Source organism: Endozoicomonas sp. G2_2 (assembly GCF_017744135.1).
GTDB lineage: Bacteria > Pseudomonadota > Gammaproteobacteria > Nevskiales > Salinisphaeraceae > Salinisphaera.
This window is the reverse complement of the sequence record NZ_JAGHQU010000002.1, coordinates 119,370-137,012: the sequence shown is the minus strand read 5'-3', so window position 1 is coordinate 137,012 and position 17,643 is coordinate 119,370. Positions and strand designations below refer to the sequence as shown.

General features: G+C 64.2%; 15 protein-coding genes and 1 riboswitch. Of the genes, 6 read left to right on the top strand and 9 right to left on the bottom strand.

Annotation, left to right across the window (positions count from 1 at the left end; all coding sequences use genetic code 11):
• Window positions 1-15: 15 nt before the first annotated feature.
• From eutC to J7355_RS02810, 5 genes are all read right to left on the bottom strand, one after another.
• Window positions 16-909 carry an ethanolamine ammonia-lyase subunit EutC gene (gene eutC, locus J7355_RS02830; RefSeq protein ID WP_209059774.1) on the bottom strand — a complete coding sequence of 298 codons (894 nt, stop codon included), beginning with the start codon at window positions 907-909 and terminating at the stop codon, window positions 16-18.
• The gene (locus tag J7355_RS02825) at window positions 902-2,314 is read right to left on the bottom strand and encodes an ethanolamine ammonia-lyase subunit EutB (RefSeq protein WP_209059771.1); all 1,413 of its coding nucleotides are present in this window, start codon (window positions 2,312-2,314) and stop codon (window positions 902-904) included. Before J7355_RS02825 ends, eutC begins: the two co-directional genes overlap by 8 nt.
• A gap of 219 nt (window positions 2,315-2,533) precedes the next feature.
• Window positions 2,534-5,119, bottom strand: a complete 2,586-nt coding sequence (locus J7355_RS02820; protein WP_348522989.1) for an EAL domain-containing protein — start codon at window positions 5,117-5,119, stop codon at window positions 2,534-2,536.
• Window positions 5,120-5,537: 418 nt separating this feature from the next.
• The gene (locus J7355_RS02815; RefSeq protein WP_209059768.1) at window positions 5,538-5,834 is read right to left on the bottom strand and encodes a hypothetical protein; all 297 of its coding nucleotides are present in this window, start codon (window positions 5,832-5,834) and stop codon (window positions 5,538-5,540) included.
• 144 nt (window positions 5,835-5,978) lie between these two features.
• Window positions 5,979-7,778 (bottom strand): DEAD/DEAH box helicase, encoded by a 1,800-nt coding sequence (locus J7355_RS02810; protein ID WP_209059765.1) that lies wholly within the window; start codon window positions 7,776-7,778, stop codon window positions 5,979-5,981.
• A gap of 266 nt (window positions 7,779-8,044) precedes the next feature.
• Between J7355_RS02810 and J7355_RS02805 the strand changes: the two genes are divergently transcribed.
• Window positions 8,045-9,616 (top strand): hypothetical protein, encoded by a 1,572-nt coding sequence (locus J7355_RS02805; protein ID WP_209059761.1) that lies wholly within the window; start codon window positions 8,045-8,047, stop codon window positions 9,614-9,616.
• Here the strand turns inward: J7355_RS02805 and J7355_RS02800 are convergent.
• Window positions 9,613-10,854 carry a D-amino acid dehydrogenase gene (locus J7355_RS02800; protein ID WP_209059759.1) on the bottom strand — a complete coding sequence of 414 codons (1,242 nt, stop codon included), beginning with the start codon at window positions 10,852-10,854 and terminating at the stop codon, window positions 9,613-9,615. The two genes, J7355_RS02805 and J7355_RS02800, sit on opposite strands and share 4 nt — an antisense overlap.
• 161 nt (window positions 10,855-11,015) lie before the next feature.
• Window positions 11,016-11,106, bottom strand: a riboswitch (glycine riboswitch).
• Between the two features lie 101 nt (window positions 11,107-11,207).
• On the opposite strand from J7355_RS02800, the gene J7355_RS02795 reads away from it, so the two are divergent.
• Complete coding sequence (locus J7355_RS02795) at window positions 11,208-11,573, top strand: cupin domain-containing protein (RefSeq protein WP_209059757.1); 366 nt, start codon at window positions 11,208-11,210, stop codon at window positions 11,571-11,573.
• A 21-nt stretch (window positions 11,574-11,594) separates the two neighbouring features.
• On the opposite strand, the gene J7355_RS17975 is transcribed toward J7355_RS02795, so the two are convergent.
• On the bottom strand, window positions 11,595-12,623 hold the full coding sequence (locus J7355_RS17975; RefSeq protein ID WP_209059756.1) for a GGDEF domain-containing protein: 1,029 nt from the start codon (window positions 12,621-12,623) through the stop codon (window positions 11,595-11,597).
• A gap of 510 nt (window positions 12,624-13,133) precedes the next feature.
• Here J7355_RS17975 and J7355_RS02785 point away from each other — a divergent pair.
• From J7355_RS02785 to J7355_RS02775, 3 genes are all read left to right on the top strand, one after another.
• The gene (locus J7355_RS02785; RefSeq protein ID WP_209059755.1) at window positions 13,134-13,760 is read left to right on the top strand and encodes a carbonic anhydrase; all 627 of its coding nucleotides are present in this window, start codon (window positions 13,134-13,136) and stop codon (window positions 13,758-13,760) included.
• A 156-nt stretch (window positions 13,761-13,916) separates the two neighbouring features.
• Window positions 13,917-14,396 (top strand): DUF302 domain-containing protein, encoded by a 480-nt coding sequence (locus tag J7355_RS02780; protein ID WP_209059754.1) that lies wholly within the window; start codon window positions 13,917-13,919, stop codon window positions 14,394-14,396.
• Window positions 14,397-14,483: 87 nt separating this feature from the next.
• The gene (locus J7355_RS02775; RefSeq protein ID WP_209059753.1) at window positions 14,484-15,083 is read left to right on the top strand and encodes a cysteine hydrolase family protein; all 600 of its coding nucleotides are present in this window, start codon (window positions 14,484-14,486) and stop codon (window positions 15,081-15,083) included.
• Between the two features lie 39 nt (window positions 15,084-15,122).
• On the opposite strand, the gene J7355_RS02770 is transcribed toward J7355_RS02775, so the two are convergent.
• Window positions 15,123-16,262 (bottom strand): aminotransferase class V-fold PLP-dependent enzyme, encoded by a 1,140-nt coding sequence (locus J7355_RS02770; protein WP_209059752.1) that lies wholly within the window; start codon window positions 16,260-16,262, stop codon window positions 15,123-15,125.
• A 123-nt stretch (window positions 16,263-16,385) separates the two neighbouring features.
• Between J7355_RS02770 and J7355_RS02765 the strand changes: the two genes are divergently transcribed.
• Window positions 16,386-16,961 (top strand): ACP phosphodiesterase, encoded by a 576-nt coding sequence (locus J7355_RS02765; protein WP_209059751.1) that lies wholly within the window; start codon window positions 16,386-16,388, stop codon window positions 16,959-16,961.
• Here the strand turns inward: J7355_RS02765 and J7355_RS02760 are convergent.
• Complete coding sequence (locus tag J7355_RS02760) at window positions 16,934-17,563, bottom strand: hypothetical protein (protein WP_209059749.1); 630 nt, start codon at window positions 17,561-17,563, stop codon at window positions 16,934-16,936. The genes J7355_RS02765 and J7355_RS02760 overlap by 28 nt on opposite strands.
• Window positions 17,564-17,643 lie beyond the last annotated feature (80 nt).

Sequence of the window (17,643 nt, the reverse complement as noted above, 5' to 3'; positions counted from 1 at the left end):
TCGCTTTATGGATTTCTAGGAAATCAGGAAATTGCCCGGCTCGCTGTCGTGTTCGATAACGTTCGAGTCGCTACGGTCCTTGAGCTTCACGCCAGACAGTTCGAGTCGGCGCGCCTCGCGCAACAGATACAGCGCACGACGGCTCGCCTCGTCCAGCTGCAGGCCCGCGGGCCGCACGTTGGATATGCAGTTACGCAAAGCATCGGTCGTGCCAGGTTTCGGATTCCAGGTGAGATACAGCCCGAGGCTGTCCGGTGAACTCAACCCCGGCCGCTCGCCGATCAGGACCAGCACCGCGCGCGCGTTGAGTAACGCCCCGATCTCGTCGCCGATGGCGACACGCCCCTGCTCGACGACACACAACCGGGCGAGCGCCCAGTGCTCCGCGTCTTGCGCGAGTGCGGACGCGAGTGCTTTCACGAACGGCGCGGCATGGGCCTGCACGGCACGCGAGGACAGCCCATCCACGACCACGATTGCGAGATCACACGTCTTCTGCGCGGCGTCCGCGCCGTCGCCCAGTGCCTTGTGCGACGCGTCGTCGAGCCGGCGCCCCAGATCGGGGCGTTGCAGATAGGTGATACGGTCCGACGCCTGGCTGTGCAGGCGCAGCGGCTCGGTTGTGCCATCGCCGCCCGCAGAATCGACGATATCGTTCAGGCCGTCGCAGAGGCTATCGACATCGAGCGGCAGGTGCACCGCATCCCGCGCCTGGGCATGGGCCAGCTGAAACGCGAGCATTTCGTCGGTCGGCAGGCTGACCCCTGCGCGCCCCAGGCCGATGCGGGCGTCGGTGAAATCGCGCAGCGCGCGCCAGGGATTGTCGACGACGCCTGCCTCGCGACGCGACGCAGGGTCGGCTTTCGTGACGTCGGATTGTGAGTCGGACCGGTCGGTTGGATCAGCCATGGTCGGCACCGCCTGGCAGATTCTCGAGCGAGCGGGCAAAGGACGGCGGCATCTGCTCGTGCAGCACGTGGCGGTCGGCATCGCGCATGATCTGCATGCGTTCGAGCCAGGCCTCGAACTCCGGCGCCAGCCGCAGATCGAGCGCGCGCCGTGCGTAGAGCGCGTCGTGAAACGACGTCGTCTGGTAGTTGAGCATGATGTCGTCCGAGCCGGGAATGCCCATGATGAAGTTGCAGCCGGCCACGCCGAGCAGCGTGAGCAAGTTGTCCATATCGTTCTGATCGGCTTCGGCGTGGTTCGTGTAGCAGACGTCGCAGCCCATGGGCACGCCGAGCAGCTTGCCGCAGAAATGGTCTTCCAGACCGGCACGGATGATCTCCTTGCCGTCGAACAGATACTCGGGGCCGATGAAGCCGACCACCGTATTCACAAGCAGCGGCTTGAACTTGCGCGCCACGGCATAGGCGCGTGCTTCGCAGGTCTGCTGGTCGAGGCCGTGATGGGCATCGGCCGAGAGCGAACTGCCCTGACCGGTTTCGAAGTACATCACGTTGTTACCGACGGTGCCGCGGCCCAGCGATTGCGCGGCCGACTCGGCCTCCGCGAGATCCTTCAGGCCGAAGCCGAAACTGCTATTGGTCGCCTCGGTGCCGCCGATCGACTGAAACACGAGATCGACCGGCGCGCCCTGTTCGATCGCCTCCATGGTGTTCGTGACGTGGGTCAGCACGCAGGACTGGGTCGGGATCTCGTACTTGCAAATCACCTCGTCGAGCAGACGCATGAGCTTGACCGATTGGGCCACATTGTCTGTCGCCGGGTTGATGCCGATCACGGCGTCCCCGTTGCCGTATAAAAGACCGTCGAGAATGCTCGCGGCGATGCCGGTGGTGTCGTCGGTGGGGTGATTGGGTTGCAGCCGTGTCGACATGTGCCCGGCCAGGCCGATCGTGCTGCGAAAGGCAGTTGTCACGCGGCATTTGCGCGCGACGAGGATCAGGTCCTGATTCCGCATGATCTTGCTCACCGCGGCCGCCATTTCCGGCGTGATTCCCGGCCGCAGCTTTTCGAGCACCTCGGGCGTACTGTCGTCGCTCAACAGCCAATTGCGAAAATCACCGACGGTCAGGTGCGCGATGGTTTCGAAGGCCGATGCATCGTGATCATCGACGATGAGCCGCGTGATCTCGTCGTCCTCGTAGGCGACGAGCGCCTCGTTGAGGAAGGTCTTGAGCGGCAGCTCGGCGAGCACCATCTGGGCGACGACGCGTTCCTCGGCGGACTCGGCGATGACCCCTGCCAGTCGGTCGCCGGAGCGCGCCGGGCTGGCCTTGGCCATGACCTCGGCAAGATGGGCGAACCGGTAGGTTCGATCGCCCAGGGTGTAGCGATACGTCCCGCTCATCTCGGCTCTACCTCGATGGCCGCGCCCGCAGGATGCGATAGCCGTCGGCTCTTCGAGCGTAAACGAAAGTTGGCGTTTGCACGAGCCGCCGGATCGACGCGAACCGATGCGCGCGTTATTACCAGGGCGCGAGCTGCGCCACCGACTCACCCGCGTGCCACGGCCTCCAGAAGTCCGACGGGACTTCGACCCGCCGCTGGCCTGCCGACAAGTCGCGACTTATCCGGACGAGGTCGTGACCGGCGTCTGCTCCTGGAGATAGCGCGTGAGCGTATCGAACGGCATGGGCCGGGCGAACAGATAGCCCTGAAACAGATCGCAACCGCGTTCGAGCAGAAACAGATGCTGCGCGCCGGTTTCGATACCCTCGGCAACCACTTCGAGCCCGAGGTGATGCGCCATCGTGATGATGCCCTGGGCGATGGCCGCGTCCCCGGCGTTGCGGGTGATGTCGCGGGTGAATGTCCGGTCGATCTTCACCTTGTTGATCGGCAGGTGCTTGAGATAACTCAGACTGGAGAACCCGGTCCCGAAGTCGTCGATGAACACATCGACGCCCATGCGCCGCAGCGTGCGCAGAATGTCGATTGCCGCGTCGGTGTTCTCCATCAGCACCCCCTCGGTGAGCTCGATCTTGAGCAGCGAGGTCGCAAGCCCGGTTTCCTCCAGCGTCTCGAGGAGGCTGCCCAGGAAATTGCGGCCGTGGAACTGCACCGGCGATATGTTCACCGCGACCGAGTAGGCCGTACCGTGATGCCGGTTGAGCGCGACGATATCGCGGCAAGCCCGGTGCATGACCCACTCGCCGATGGGGATGATCTGTCCGGTCTGTTCGGCAAGCGGGATGAAGGTCACCGGCGACACCATGCCGCGTGTTGGATGCGCCCAGCGGATCAGGGCCTCGAAACCTTCCACCGCGCCGGATGCGGCTTCGATAAGGGGCTGGTAATGCAACGTGAACTCGGCTTGTGTCAGTGCATCGTGAAGTTCACGACGCATGCTCACGCGCTCGTTCATCGTCGCCGTGATCTCTTGCGTGTACCAGTGATAGGTGTTGCGACCCTGGCGCTTGGCCAGATACATCGCCATGTCGGCATGCTGGATGAGTGCATTCGGGTGTTCGGCACTCTGGTCGTTGATCGCGATGCCGATACTCGCGGTGACATGAACCTCGTGGTTGTCGATCCGGTGCGGCTTGTCGAGCACGGCCAGCGCCCGCTCGGCCACGGCGAGCGCCTGCGCCGGTTCGTCGATGCGGGGCAGCAGCATCACGAACTCGTCGCCGCCCACGTCAGCTAGTGTGTCGCCGGGCGCGAGTATGCCGGAAAGACGCCGTGCCACTGCGTTGAGAAGCTTGTCGCCCACGCCGTGACCCAGCGTGTCGTTAACCGGCTTGAATTCATCCTGATCGATATAAAGCAGCGCGATCAGCGTCGCGTCGCGATGGGCCTGAACGAACGCCGTCTGCAGCCGCTTTTCGAGCAGGCCGCGGTTGGGCAGCCCGGTCAACGGTTCGTGGCTCGCCTGATGCGCTAGATCCTCCTCATGCGCCTTCTGCGCCGTCACGTCGTGCTGAATACCCACGAAATGGGTCAGCTGGCCGGCATCGGCGGTCACCGGGGACACGAACATGTCGTTCCAGAAGGTGCTGCCGTCCTTTCGATAATTGAGCAGCGTCACCCGGACATCGCGCGATTCGCTCACCCGCTGGCGGATCAGCGCAAGGGCCCTGGGATCGGTGTCCGGCCCCCTGAGGAAACGACAGTTTCGCCCGAGCACCTCGTCGCGCCGGTAGCCGGTCATGCGCTCGAAAGGTTTGTTGACGTAGATGAGGGGAAAATCGGGCAGGCCCGCGTCCGCGATCACAACGCCGTTGACCGTGGTTTCCACACTGCGCTGGAGAATCCGCAGCTCGGTCTCCTGCGCCCGGCGCCGCGTGATGTCCTTCGCGATGCCGTACACGCCGGCAACGGCGCCGTCGACCATGCTGGGAAGATTGGTGACGTCGAGCACGCGTGTTTCGCCGCGTGCATCGGTGATCTGTATTTCGTAGCGCTGCGGCTCGCCTTTCGCGGCGGCCTCGAAGAAGCGATCGGTCCTGGACACATCGTCTTCGACGACGAAATCCCGATAATGAAGACCGATGAGATCCGCCTCGGGCACGCCGGTGATATCGCAGGCCGCTTCGTTGACGCTGCGTAGAAACCCATCCTTATCGAGCGAGAACACGGCATCGGGGTTGTGCGTGAACAGCGAGCGATAACGCTGCTCGCTTTCCAGCAGCGCACGCCGGTCACGGTGGCGCTCGATCGCGAGCGCGACCAACCCCGCAGCACGCTCGATGGGCGCACGTTCCGTATCGTCGGGCGCGCCGGTTGTGCGTTGATAGATCGCGAACGTGCCGAGCAGTTCGTCTTCTTTCGTGAACAGCGGGTACGACCATCCCGCGCGAATGTCGAGTTCCGTGCAGAGGTCGTGATATCCCGCGCAGTTGGGGTCTGCAAGGATGTCCGCGCAGATCACGACCTGGCGTCGATGCGCGGCTGTGCCACAGATCGCTGAGGCCGGCCCAACGGGCACCTGGGCCGCCGCGTTGCGAAAGCGCTCGGGCAGCCGCCCCCCGCCGGCCCGGAAACGCAGGGTCTGCGACTCCCAGTCGAAAAGCATGAGCGAGCTCATCGCTTCGGAAAGCTGGGACTCGATCATTTCGCAGATCGCCGCGAGCGTATGCTCCAACGGCGCGTCATGCGCGATCATGTACTGGATCCGCTGAAGCGCGTCGTCACGCGCGCCATTGTCCGTCACACCGCGGTCCTCCGGGCACGATCCATTACGCCGCAATGGATTCTATCCCCTCGCATTACGCGCCGGTATCGTCCGGTGCTGTTATCGTTCGCGGGCTTGCGCGCGATTCGCGCCTTGCCCATGACGATAATCCAGATCAAACCATGCCTTCGGGGAAGTTTTTCACAACGGATTCTTGAATTTTCGACGGCGCGGCTAGCGATTACACCAAACGGTCGCCCCTTATCTGGCCGGCAAATATCGCGTTAAGTGTGCTTTTGCCAACCTCGGCGGCAAAAGCGCAAACGGGCTATTTGTGCAGCAGCACCTATAACTTACTTGGCTATAACCGATTTTGCCGCTTTGTATCCAGGGGTATCATTTCTGGAACTCTGCGTTCCGAGAACCGACGAGTCGAGTGGGCCTCGCGGGTTTCGCTTCAACGATCGGATTTCTGGCGATGCGCCTTGATCTGCTCGCCGGCCTGCTCGCGCAGGCTGCCGATTTCCTTGAGCGTGGTCACCACGGCCTCGATACGCGGCTGAGGCCAGGCGCGCACATAATCGGGGACCGATCCATCGCCTTCGCGCATGGCCTTGTCGACAGCAAGCGCGTCGGGCAAGTGCTGTTCGAATCGCGCGATATCCGGCAGCACCTCGACAAGCTCGTCGCGTGGCAGGGCCACCCCGCCGATATCGATATGGGTTGCAGAGAGATGGTTCGAGTCGGCGGTCACGCTATGCTCCGTTCGCGGTCTGGCAATCCGTGAAGATGCCGGAAGCATGGGGCGCCCGGCCGCGCTGTACAACCGCCGCCAGACAACATCGCCAGGCGTTATGTCCGGGCGGGCATCCCGATACGAGCGAGAAAGGAAACGCGGTCAGCCTGCCCCGCCGGCCGGTTGCTTTCCGGCTTTCCGCTTCGATTTGGGCTTGGCCTTGCCTGCCTTGCTCTTTACCGGTTTTTTCGTCTTCGGCGTTTTCGGTTTCTTCCGACGCCCGGCGGGCGGCGCCGGCGGCGCGCCTTGATCGCGGCTGATGGCCAGCTGTCGATTGGCCACCCAGACCGTTTTCAGATGCTCGAAGATCTCCTTCGGCATGCCCTTGGGCAGATCCACCAGGCTGAATTCGTCGCGAATATCGATACGCCCGATATGCTTGCTGTCCACGCCGGCCTCGTTGGCGATCGCGCCGACGATATTGCGCGGCTCGACACCGTGCGCGCGCCCGACCTCGATCCGGAAGGTTTCCAGATCGCCGTCCGTGAACGCAGCGTTTCGGCCCGCCGCCTTGTCCGTAGAGGGGCCGGCGGCCGCGCTCGATGGCTTTTTCTTCGACGTGTCGAGCATCAACGGCTCGTCGCCCTGCGCCATATAGGCGAGCACCGGCGCGAGCTCTTCGAGCTCGACGTTCTGCTCCGCGCGGTATTCATCGATCAGCCGCCGGAACGTATCGAGCTCCGCGCTGTTCAATGTGTCGGTGATGCGCTGCTTGAAACGCGCGACCCGCTGCTCGTTGACTTCGGCCACGCTGGGCAGATCCATCGGCTCGATCGACTGGCGCGTGGCGCGCTCGATGGCCTTGAACAGCCGCTTTTCGCGCATCGTCACGAACAGGATGGCGTCGCCCTCGCGCCCGGCGCGACCGGTCCGGCCGATGCGATGCACATACGACTCGGTGTCGTGCGGAATATCAAAATTGATGACGTGGCTGATTCGCTCGACGTCCAGGCCGCGGGCCGCCACGTCGGTGGCCACCAGGATATCGAGCTGGCGGTTCTTCAGGCGCGCGACGGTGCGCTCGCGCTGGGTTTGGGCGATATCGCCGTTGAGCGCAGCACAGGCATGGCCGCGCGCGGACAGCCGTTCGGCAAGTTCATCGGTCGCCTTCTTGGTGCGCGCGAATACGATCATCGCGTCGAAAGGCTCGGCCTCGAGCAGCCGCGTAAGCGCGTCGAGCTTGCTGGTGCCGCCGCCGACGATCCAGTAGCGCTGGCGGATGTTGACCGCGGTCGTGGTCTTCGCCTGAATGGTGACTTCCTGTGGCGCCTTGAGATGCGTCTTCGCGATGCGCCGGATCGCCGACGGCATGGTCGCCGAAAACAGCGCCACCTGACGTTCGGCCGGCGTCTGTTCGAAAATCCATTCGACGTCGTCGATGAACCCCATGCGCAGCATTTCGTCGGCTTCGTCGAGCACCATCCAGCCCAGGTTCCCGAGCCGCAGCGTGCCGCGCTTGATGTGATCCATCACACGGCCGGGCGTGCCGACCACCACATCGACACCGCGCTTGAGCGCGGACAACTGTGGGCCATAGCTCTGGCCGCCGTAGATCGGCAGCACGGTGAATCCGTCCACATGGCTGGCATAGCGCTGAAAGGCTTCCGCGACCTGGATCGTCAGCTCGCGCGTGGGCGTTAGCACGAGCGCCTGCGGCCCCTGTCCGCGGCCACCGCTGCGCAGGCGCGACAGAATGGGTAGCGCGAACGCCGCGGTCTTGCCGGTACCGGTCTGGGCCTGGCCGAGCACATCGCGCCCCGCGAGCAGCGGCGGGATCGTCGCGGCCTGGATCGGCGACGGCGTTTCATAGCCAACCTCCGACAGACCGGCCATCACGGCGTCGGAAAGGCCCAGGTCGCGGAAAGCGACCGGGTTGGAATCGTCTTGGGGAGAGGCGGCCATGCGTTGCCTGCGAGCGCGGGGCGCCAACGTGCGCCCGGGGAACTACCGCGCCGAACGGCGCGGGCGCATATTCTAACGCGTATCGGCAGGACAGCAGTGCGCAACACGCACGCCCACGCGAAGAATTTCACGATCCCGCCACACGGGCGTCGCCACGAACCAATTGCGCGATCGCAACGCCGGTGCTAATTAAACCGCAGGGGATGAATGCCGCCATCGCACGGTCGCGCACCACGCACGCCCGGCGAAGCCTTGGGGAGCCGCGCATGCCGACCGTCGAGCCGCCCTATTTTCCGATCATCTACGTGCGGGGCTATGCGGCCACGGACGGCGAGATCGAAGACACCGTCGCCACGCCCTACATGGGCTTCAATCTGGGGGCGACCAAAAGCCGCCAGGACCATGACGGCAAGATCAATCGCTTCATCTTCGAATCGCCGCTGCTGCGGCTGATGAAGGATGAAGACTATATCGACACCTACCGCGACGGCGACTACGTCAAGGGCGCAGCGCCGGCGCGCAGCGTCTGGATCTTTCGTTACTACGAGCCGTCGTCCAACGATTTGGGCGACGGCAAACGGCGACAGATGGTGGTATTCGCCACCGACTTGCGGCGTTTCATTCTGAGCGTGCGCGACAAGGTCTGCGGCGACGATCCGCAGGCGCGCGAGCAATTCCAGGTCTATCTCGTGGCCCACTCCATGGGCGGGCTGATCAGCCGCTGCTACCTGCAGAACGTGTGCATTCACGGCAGCGGCGACAAGGCGCTCGACGCGCAGCTCGGCCTGCCGGGCGCCAGCCTAGTCGACAAGGTCTTCACCTATGGCACGCCGCACAACGGCATCGATATTCGCGGGCTCAACGTGCCCGACCTGGGTCTGACCCGCGCGCTCGAAGCCGATACCTTCAACCGCGGCGACATGGCCCGGTATCTGGCCATCGACGGCCAGCCTGCACGTGTCGATACGCTCGACGGCCACTTCCCGCCCGAGCGCTTTTTCTGCTGCATCGGCACGAACTACAACGATTACACGGCTTTCTTCGGCCTTGCGCGCAAGGGCACCGGGCCAATGAGTGACGGCCTGGTGATGATCGGCAACGCCGCGGTGAGCGGCGCGCCGCGCGCGTTCGTGCATCGCAGCCATAGCGGCGCCTACGGGCTGGTCAACAGCGAAGAGGGATACCAGAACCTGCGGCGATTCCTGTTCGGCCAGTTTCGCGTCGACGCCAGACTCGTCATCGATGCGATCACCCTGCCCCCGGCCATCGAGAAAGCCGTGGGCGGCGCCACGGGTCGCCACCGGGTGAATGCGGCCTACTACATCGAAACCGAGGCCGCGGTACGCGGTGCCCGCTATTTCCTACACCAGCGGCGTTTCGATCAGAGTTCGGCGCTGATGAAGAACTACGATGAACTGGTGCACGGGCACGATCCGCTCTACCTGTTTACCGGCTATCTGCATGAGGGCGCGAAAATGCCGGAAAGCCACGACCGCGCGCTGGCCTTTCAGCTGCGCCTCGCGATTCAGGTCCCCGCCTACGAGATCGACAACGCCTTCTGGTTCGACGAGCACTATCCGGGCGACTACATCTTCGACGAGACGCTCACCTTCGAAATACGCCCCCGCCAGACACCGTTATCGATCAGCTACGGACTGGCGTCGCGGCATGCCCCGCGGCGCGCGCCGAAGAAAATCGCTGGCGACGACCTGACAATCGCCGCGGACGGTTCGCTTCATTTCGAGATTGTGCTGGGTTTCGACAGGCAGAGTGCCAATCCGCCGGCGCCCGGCTTCTCGGGGCGCCTGCAGATCAGCGCGAGTCCGTGGAACGGCTAGCGCGCGGTATCGACCGGTTGCGGGTCGATCACGTTGGCAATGGTGTCTGCCGTCAGCGCCGACAGCGTCCAGCCCAGGTGTCCGTGGCCGGTGTTGTAGAACACGTTCGGCGCGCGGCCGCGGCCCACCTTGGGCATCATGTTCGGCATCATCGGCCGCAGGCCCGCCCAGGGCACCACGTGGCGCGTACTCACCCCCGGGAAACACTGGTTGACCCAGTCGACCAGCGGTTCGATACGGTCGGCGCGTATATCGCGGTTGAAGCCGTTGAACTCTGCCGTGCCCGCTACCCGGAAACGGTCGGGCCCCAGCCGGCTGCTCACCAGCTTGGTCTCGTCGTCGAGCAGGCTGACTTCCGGCGCGGCCGACCGCGAGGCCTCGTCCTCGAGATCCACGGTGATGGAATATCCCTTCACCGGGTAGACGTTCACGCGATCGCCGAGCTGCGCGGCGATATGGCGGCTGCCCGTGCCGGCACAGACCACCACCTGGTCGAAGGTTGCGGCATGCCGATCTTCTGGTAGATCGTTTTCGTAGGCGGCGATATGAATGCGCCGACCGTCCGAGCGCACGCTTTCCACCGAATGGTTGTAGCGAAACCGCGCGCCGTGACGCTCCGCCGCTGCGGCCAGGCCGTTGGTGAATTTGTGAATATCGCCGGTCGAATCGCTTTCGGTGAAGAAACCGCCGTAATAATTACCGGCAAGCGTCGGTTCGATGGCGCGCATCTCTTCCGGCGTGACCGGCTGGCGCTCGAGCCCGCCCGCGGCAAGCAGCCGCGATACCTTCTCGGCGTGCCGGTAGCCGGCTCGGTTGCGGTAGATGTGCAGAATGCCCTTGCGCTTCACGTCGAAATCCACGTTTTCGCGCTCGGCCCAGGAGAACAGGTAATCGCGCGCCTCGATCGCCATGCGCGCGGTCTCGGTCGTGTTCTTCTCGTACTGCGGGATGGCCGCCATGAACTCGAAGAACCACGACAGCTTGTGCCAGGAGGGCTTGGGGTTGACCAGCAGCGGCGCGTCGTTGCGCAGCATCCACTTCAACCCCTTGAAGATCATCGGCCAGTGGTTCCACACCTCCGCGTTCGAGGCCGACAACTGGCCGCCGTTCGCGAACGATGTCTCCATCGCGGCGTAGCGGTTGCGATCGTAGAGGGTGACATCGTGACCCCGCGTGATCAGCGCGTAGGCCGTGGTGACGCCCGTGATGCCACCGCCAATGACTGCAATCTGGTTCATGACTCTCTATCCGATAACGTCGAGCTTTCGAGTCCCTGCAATTCGTGGGCAGGGAATGCCCCTCCGTTTCTGGACCTGAGAGATTCGCGGTACCGCCAGGCCGTACCGCTTGCTCCTTCGGTGCGCCGATGGACGAATGCATCGGCAGCTCTTCGGAATATGGGGTGATACCGGTCCCTGATGCCTGAGAGTTTCCGGGGCGGTTGCTCCTTCGGCGCCGGCCGACTGGCCGGTCTCTCCCGATATCACGCGCTGTTTTGTGTACCGTGGTCACATGAAGTTGTGAGCCTCGATCGCCGCAAACCCTGTCGCGGCGATCGAGACGCAAGAATATCACGTTTGATGAGGTCCGCATGCGCCCGCAAGTGCGATACGAAGCGGCTTGCAGCGAGTTCGACACCGCCGAACGCTGCGCGATTCTGGAAATCTCGAACCACGAGGCCGATCCGGCCGTGTCCATCGCCCGGGCGCGCGTCGCGGTCGGCGGCACCACCGCCTGGCATCGCCTGCGCGGCACGGTCGAGCGTTATCTGATCACGCGCGGCCGCGGCGAAGTCGAAGTCGGCGACCGCCCACCGGCGGCGGTCGGCCCGGGCGACGTGGTGCTCATCCCGGCTGGCGTACGCCAGCGCATACGAAACATCGGCGACCAGGATCTGGTTTTTCACGCGATCTGCACGCCGCGTTTTCACCCGGAGTGCTACGAAGCGCTCGAATAGCGCGCCGAGTATCGGCCGCAATCAGCCGACCACCCGGTTGCGCCCCGACGCCTTGGCCTCGTAAAGGCGCCGATCGGCGTGCGCGAACACGCTGCGAAAATCGAGCCCGTCGCGGCCGAGTTCCGCGATCCCGATGCTCACCGACAGCGCGATATCCTGGCCGTGATAGCGAAATGGCCGTAACCGCACGCGGTCGCGCAGCATCACCGCGACCGGCCGCGCGTAGTCGATATCCGCGCCGGAGAGCAGGATGCCGAATTCCTCGCCGCCAAGACGCCCGGCGATATCGGTCTTGCGAATCCGGCCGCTGAGAATATCCGCCACGAACCGCAACGCCATGTCGCCCGCGTCGTGGCCTAGCGTGTCGTTGACCCGTTTGAAATGATCCACGTCGACCACCAGCAGCGACAGCGGCGTCTTGTGACGCAGGTATCTTTGGCGTTCGCGGGCGAACACGTCACGAAAGCGCGTGCGATTGGGCAGCCCGGTCAGCGGGTCGACGAGCGCCAGCCGCCGGAGTTCTTCTTCGGTGCGCTCCCGGCTGACCTCGTAGACATAGGAAAACCCGAAGATCGCGATCGCACAGAGGCTGATGTGCACGACTTCGATCAGACCCGGCATGCCGGGGGTCATCTCGAACTTGAACACGAAGATCACGCCGGCGCACATCATGAACACCATCGCCACCAGCATGCCCTGCCAGCGGCCGAGCAACAGATGCGACAGCAGCGGCACGAGCAGTACCCAGACGAAAACGGTCAGACCGTTTTCCGGTGACGCCAGCGCATACATCATGACCACGAAGAACGGCACGATGAACAGCAGGCTGCGCGTGCGCAGACGATCCATTTCCTGAAGCACGTACAACAACAGCGCGGCATAGCCGACCAGACACAGCTCCGCGACCGCGAGCCAGGTGTCGCCGATGTACAAATGCATGACCGCGAACAGCAGCACGGCGGAACAGGTGAACCACAGCAGCGCGCGCAGAACCGCGCGCTGGTGCGGGCGCACCTCGGCGTCGTGGAAGGGATTCTTAAGCGAGAGCACGCCCATCCGCCCCGCGCGCTGAACGACCTGGCCGTGAAACGAGCCCGGCCCGCTCGGCGCCGGCCTGCCGCAGCGCCTTGCGTATCGTCGGCCTCGCGCCGGCGAACTCCGCATGGATCGTCTCGATGCTCACTCCGTCTCCCCAGATCCCGCGCTCAGATGTCGCGCGATCTTTCCTGTTTTTATATGGCGATTGCCAACGCGTGTCGATGATTCTTTTGGTTACGCCGTCCCAGGCACATTCGCTCGAAGGCGTAGCGGGCATGCATGAGCCGGCCGACCGCCGGCCGCGGTAATCGCCGCGCTATCCTCGATATCGGCCGCGCGAGTCAAAACCGATGGGCGGGCGACCCGGATCAGCTGGTACAAAATGTGCTGCTCGATATGACGCGACCTCGACGTCCGGTACACAGGCATCGCACATCCCCGTGCCGCGTCACGCAAGTTGATGTAAGTTGAGTCGCGTGGAGCACACAGGCTCGTTGTTTTTTCAGAGGATTTTCACCACTCATGATCACGGCAGACGAAGCGATCGAACGTCTCAAACTGGGTAACCGTCAGTTCGTGGATAACATCCAGAACGAGGACACGCTCAGCAAGTATCCGCGCCCGGCCGAGCTCGTGTACGAGCAAGAGCCGTTCGCCATCATCCTCGGCTGTTCGGATGCGCGGGTACCCGCCGAGATCGTTTTCAATCAGGGCCTTGGCGATCTGTTCGTGATTCGCGTCGCGGGCAACATCGTCGCGCCCTCGCAGATCGGCAGCATCGAGTTCGCGGCGGCCAAGTTCGGCACCCCGCTGGTCGTCGTGCTCGGGCACACACAATGCGGCGCCGTGACCACGACGCTCGAAGAGCTCCAACAGCCGACAGAGAACCAGTCGCCGAATCTGCGCACCATCGTGGATCGCGTGCGGCCTTCGGTGGAAAAGCTTCTGAAGACCGATCTCGCAGGCGACCGCGACGCGCTCATCCACGCGGGTGTGCGCGCGAACGTGGCCAAGTCGGTGCACCGGTTGCGCAACGGTTCGGACATCCTGGAGCAGCTGATCTCCGACGGGCAGCTGAAGATCGTCGGCGCCGAATATGCGGTCGAGACCGGCGAAGTGGCTTTCCTGGACGACACGATTCAGGCCTGAACGCCGACCGTTCGGGCGGTGTCTGGCGCCAGACGGTAATGCGGGCTACCCTCATCTGAACACCCGCTGGCGCGCATCAATCGATCCGCCGGCGGGTGCGCCGAAATAACCATCACGACATACCCATAAAAAATACCGATAACGAGTAGATAGACCATGCCCATACTGTCGCGCCTGACCCTGCTCGCACTGCTCGTCGGCATGAACGGCGCCGCGTTTGGCGCGAGCGCCTCGGCCGACGGCCTGATCAGCACCCAGAGCCCCTATTCGGTCGCCGAAACCGTGGAGCGTTTCGAAAAGCGGGCGCAGGACAAAGGGCTCAAGATATTTGCCGTGGTCGAGCACGCCCAGGGGGCGGCCGAGGTCGACATGACGCTGCGCCCCACCACCGTCGTGATCTTCGGCAATCCCAAGGGCGGCACCCCGTTCATGCAGTGCGCCCAGACGGTGGGTATCGACCTGCCGTTGAAAGCACTGGTCTGGGAGGACGCTGCGGGCCAGACCTGGATGGGGTATAATGACCCGGCCTATATCGCCAAACGTCACGGCGTGCCGGACTGCAAGCCGGTACAGCCGATCAGCAAGGCGCTCGCCGAGCTGACCCAGGCCACCGTGGCTGAAAAAGAAAGCGACTGAAGCGGGTAGCCCACCACAGCTTCGACTCAACGAAAACAACAATCGCCGCAAACTCAGCGCGGCAATCACGCGATCAGGAGATCGACCATGGCTGATGCCTCCCCCACGCTGCGTGCCGTATCCGGCCTGAGCGATGCACCGCCGGCGCTGTCCGAGTCCGTGCTGGTGCTGATCGATTGTCAGAACACTTATCGCGAAGGCGTGATGCAGCTCGTGGGCGTCGAGCCCGCGCTCCAGCGCGCCCAGCGGCTGCTGGAACGCGCCCGGGACGCGGGCATTTCGATCGTTCATGTCCGCCACGACGCTGGCCCCGGCTCGCCTTACGATCTCGACACCGCAGCGGGCCAGATCGCGGACGAAGTGGCACCGCGTGACGGCGAGATCGTGATCACCAAGACACATCCCAATGCGTTCGTGAACACCGATCTGCACGCCACGCTGCAGTCCGCCGGCGCGAGCCAGCTCGTGCTGGGCGGGTTCATGACCCATATGTGCGTGAACTCCACGGCACGCGGAGCTTTCAACCACGGGTATGCCCCGACGGTGGTCGCCGCGGCGACCGCCACGCGCGATCTCGCGCGCGGCGCGCACCTGGTGCGGGCGGCGGATCTGCACGAGGCCAGTCTCGCAAGCATTGCCGACCTGTTCGGGGTGGTCGTCGAGGATGCCGACGACCTCGGGCGCTAGCCCCGCGCTTCGTTCATGGCGGAACCGCCGGGGTGGCGATCAGCAGACCTGATCGAGCGCCTCGGCGAATCGTTCGACGGTGCGGTCGACGTTCTGCAGCTTGTCCAGGCCGAACAGGCCGACACGAAACGAGTGGAAGTCGTCGCCCTCGTCGCACATCAGCGGTACGCCGGCAGCGATTTGCACACCCGCTGTCTTGAAGCGCTGGCCGGACTGGATGTCCGGGTCGTCGGTATAGCTCACGACCACCCCCGACGCCTGGAAGCCTTCGGCGGCGACGCTGGCGAAGCCCTTGTTCTCGAGGCGCTCGCGCACCGCGCGACCGATCTCGATCTGGCGCGCTTTCGCGGTATCGAGCCCGAGCGCCTCGGTCTCGTCCATCATCGCGAGCAGACGGGTCAGGCCGTCCGTCGGCATGGTCGCGTGGTAGGCATGTTTCCCGGCTTCGTAGGTTTCCATGATCTGCAGCCATTTGCGCAGATCGCAGGCGTAGCTGTCGCTCGTCGTGGATTCAATGCGCTCACGCGCTCGCGCGCTCAGCATCACCATCGCGCAGCACGGGGAACTGCTCCAGCCTTTCTGCGGCGCACTGACCAGCACGTCGACCCCGCAGGCGTCCATGTCCACCCAGTGCGTGCCCGAGGCAATGCAGTCGAGCACGAACAGGCCGTCGTGTTCGTGGACCGCATCGGCGATGGCGCGCAGGTAGTCGTCGGGCAGCAACATTCCGGCCGAGGTTTCCACGTGCGGGGCAAACACCACGGCCGGCTTTTCCTCGCGAATACGCGCAACCACGGCATCGATGGGTGCCGGGCGAAACGGCGCCTGCCTGCGCTGGCCTTCGCGCTGGCCTTCGCGCTCGGCTTTAAGCACCGTGCTGCTGCGCGCGATCGCGCCCATTTCCAGTATCTGCGTCCATCGATAACTAAACCAGCCGTTGCGCACGATCAGGCAGTGCTGATCGCGGGCGAACTGGCGAGCCACGGCTTCCATGCCGAACGTGCCGCTGCCCGGCACGATCACGCTCGAATGCGCACTGTAGACGCGCTTGAGCCGTTCGGAGATACCGGTGAGCACATCCTGAAAACGCGCCGACATGTGGTTGAGCGCGCGATCGGTATAGACAACCGAGTATTCGAGCAATCCGCCCGGATCGACGGGCGACCAAGAATCCGCCATGAGCTGTTCCTGACTGTCGGGATCTCCAGGGCGCTACTGTCGCATAAAACCGTGGGCCATCGAGGCGTCGCCCCGGCCTGCGGTCGACGCGTATGCTGACCACGTACGTCCAAAGGCTGTTTCATGAATCTGCTCGCCCATCTGCTGCTCGCCGAGCGCAGTGACACGTCGTTTGCCGGCCAGATTCTCGGCGACGAGATCAAGGGTTGGCTCGACGAACGCTTCGCCCCGCCGATCCGCGAGGGGATTCGACTGCATCGGGCCATTGACCGCTACAGCGACGACCACACCCTGCACCGGGAGCTGCGACGCACGTTCGAGCCGCCGTTGCGCCGCTATGCCGGCATTCTGGTCGACATTGGCCTGGACCACGCGCTGGCGCGCCAGTGGCCGGCGTTTCACGCCGACACGCTGAACGCCTTCAGCGACACCGCCCAACGGCGCGTGATCGCCGAATGGCCATCACAGGCACCGTTCAGCTCCGCGCGTCTTGCATGGCTGGCCCGGGTTCTTGCCGGGTACGCGCATCCCGAGGGCATTCAGCGCGCACTGAATTCCGTAGCCCGGCGTCTGCGTCGCCGCAACGAGGTGCACCTTTGCCTGCCCGAGCTGCTGGCACGCAACCCCATTTTCGACGACGCAATCGCCGCGCTGATCTACGATCTGGATCGTCACGTGCGCGACGTGGCGCTCCCCTGATCGCGGGCGCGCTTCTTGTCCGGCCCGCCGCTCTCCAGGCGTTCGCGCACATCGATGTCGCGCATGGCCCGGATATTCGGCTTGTCGATCTCCTTGCCGATATAACGGGCCACGAAGCGCCGCAGTTCGCCGTCGACATCGGCGACAACGTCGAGCACCGACGCGCGCAGTCCCTGGGCTTCAATATCGACCTCGACATCCTTCTCGGTGGGCGCAGGAATATCGATGAACACATGCAGCGGGCGTTGTGCACGCGCGGTGAGATGCAGATGCGCGCGCAGATGGGCTCGAAACCGGTGATCGTGCGCCGCGAGACGCACCGTGAGCTCCAGATAGATCGGGATCACGACCGCGAACCGAATCAGCTCGTGCTCCTGCCGCGATACCGACGGCGCGCGGATCTCGCCTTTCGCGGTGATGCTCGCGAGGTTGGCCGGGCCGGCGTGGCGCGGCCCGAAATCGATCGCGTTGCCGGTGAGACCGGCCAATGCCGATTCGACGCGCGTCTTCGTGACCGCCGTTTCGAAGAATTCGCGGCCGAAGGCCTCATACGAGTAATCGGTTCGTGACTCCGGGCGGCGCGCGTCGGGGCTATCGGTCATGGCGGCATCCGAAAGGGCTGATTCGAAGGACTGTACGCGCGACGATCACGGCGGGCACGCCGCTATCGCGCCGTAGGCGG

What these genes read in the sequence shown, in the direction of transcription:
- J7355_RS02800 (WP_209059759.1), bottom strand. Translation starts at nt 10,854, where the DNA reads ATGAACCAGATTGCAGTCATTGGCGGTGGCATCACGGGCGTCACCACG.
- J7355_RS02825 (WP_209059771.1), bottom strand. Translation starts at nt 2,314, where the DNA reads ATGAGCGGGACGTATCGCTACACCCTGGGCGATCGAACCTACCGGTTC.
- J7355_RS02770 (WP_209059752.1), bottom strand. Translation starts at nt 16,262, where the DNA reads ATGGCGGATTCTTGGTCGCCCGTCGATCCGGGCGGATTGCTCGAATAC.
- J7355_RS02765 (WP_209059751.1), top strand. Translation starts at nt 16,386, where the DNA reads ATGAATCTGCTCGCCCATCTGCTGCTCGCCGAGCGCAGTGACACGTCG.
- J7355_RS02810 (WP_209059765.1), bottom strand. Translation starts at nt 7,778, where the DNA reads ATGGCCGCCTCTCCCCAAGACGATTCCAACCCGGTCGCTTTCCGCGAC.
- J7355_RS02785 (WP_209059755.1), top strand. Translation starts at nt 13,134, where the DNA reads ATGATCACGGCAGACGAAGCGATCGAACGTCTCAAACTGGGTAACCGT.
- J7355_RS02775 (WP_209059753.1), top strand. Translation starts at nt 14,484, where the DNA reads ATGGCTGATGCCTCCCCCACGCTGCGTGCCGTATCCGGCCTGAGCGAT.
- J7355_RS02805 (WP_209059761.1), top strand. Translation starts at nt 8,045, where the DNA reads ATGCCGACCGTCGAGCCGCCCTATTTTCCGATCATCTACGTGCGGGGC.
- J7355_RS02795 (WP_209059757.1), top strand. Translation starts at nt 11,208, where the DNA reads ATGCGCCCGCAAGTGCGATACGAAGCGGCTTGCAGCGAGTTCGACACC.
- J7355_RS02760 (WP_209059749.1), bottom strand. Translation starts at nt 17,563, where the DNA reads ATGACCGATAGCCCCGACGCGCGCCGCCCGGAGTCACGAACCGATTAC.
- J7355_RS02780 (WP_209059754.1), top strand. Translation starts at nt 13,917, where the DNA reads ATGCCCATACTGTCGCGCCTGACCCTGCTCGCACTGCTCGTCGGCATG.
- eutC (WP_209059774.1), bottom strand. Translation starts at nt 909, where the DNA reads ATGGCTGATCCAACCGACCGGTCCGACTCACAATCCGACGTCACGAAA.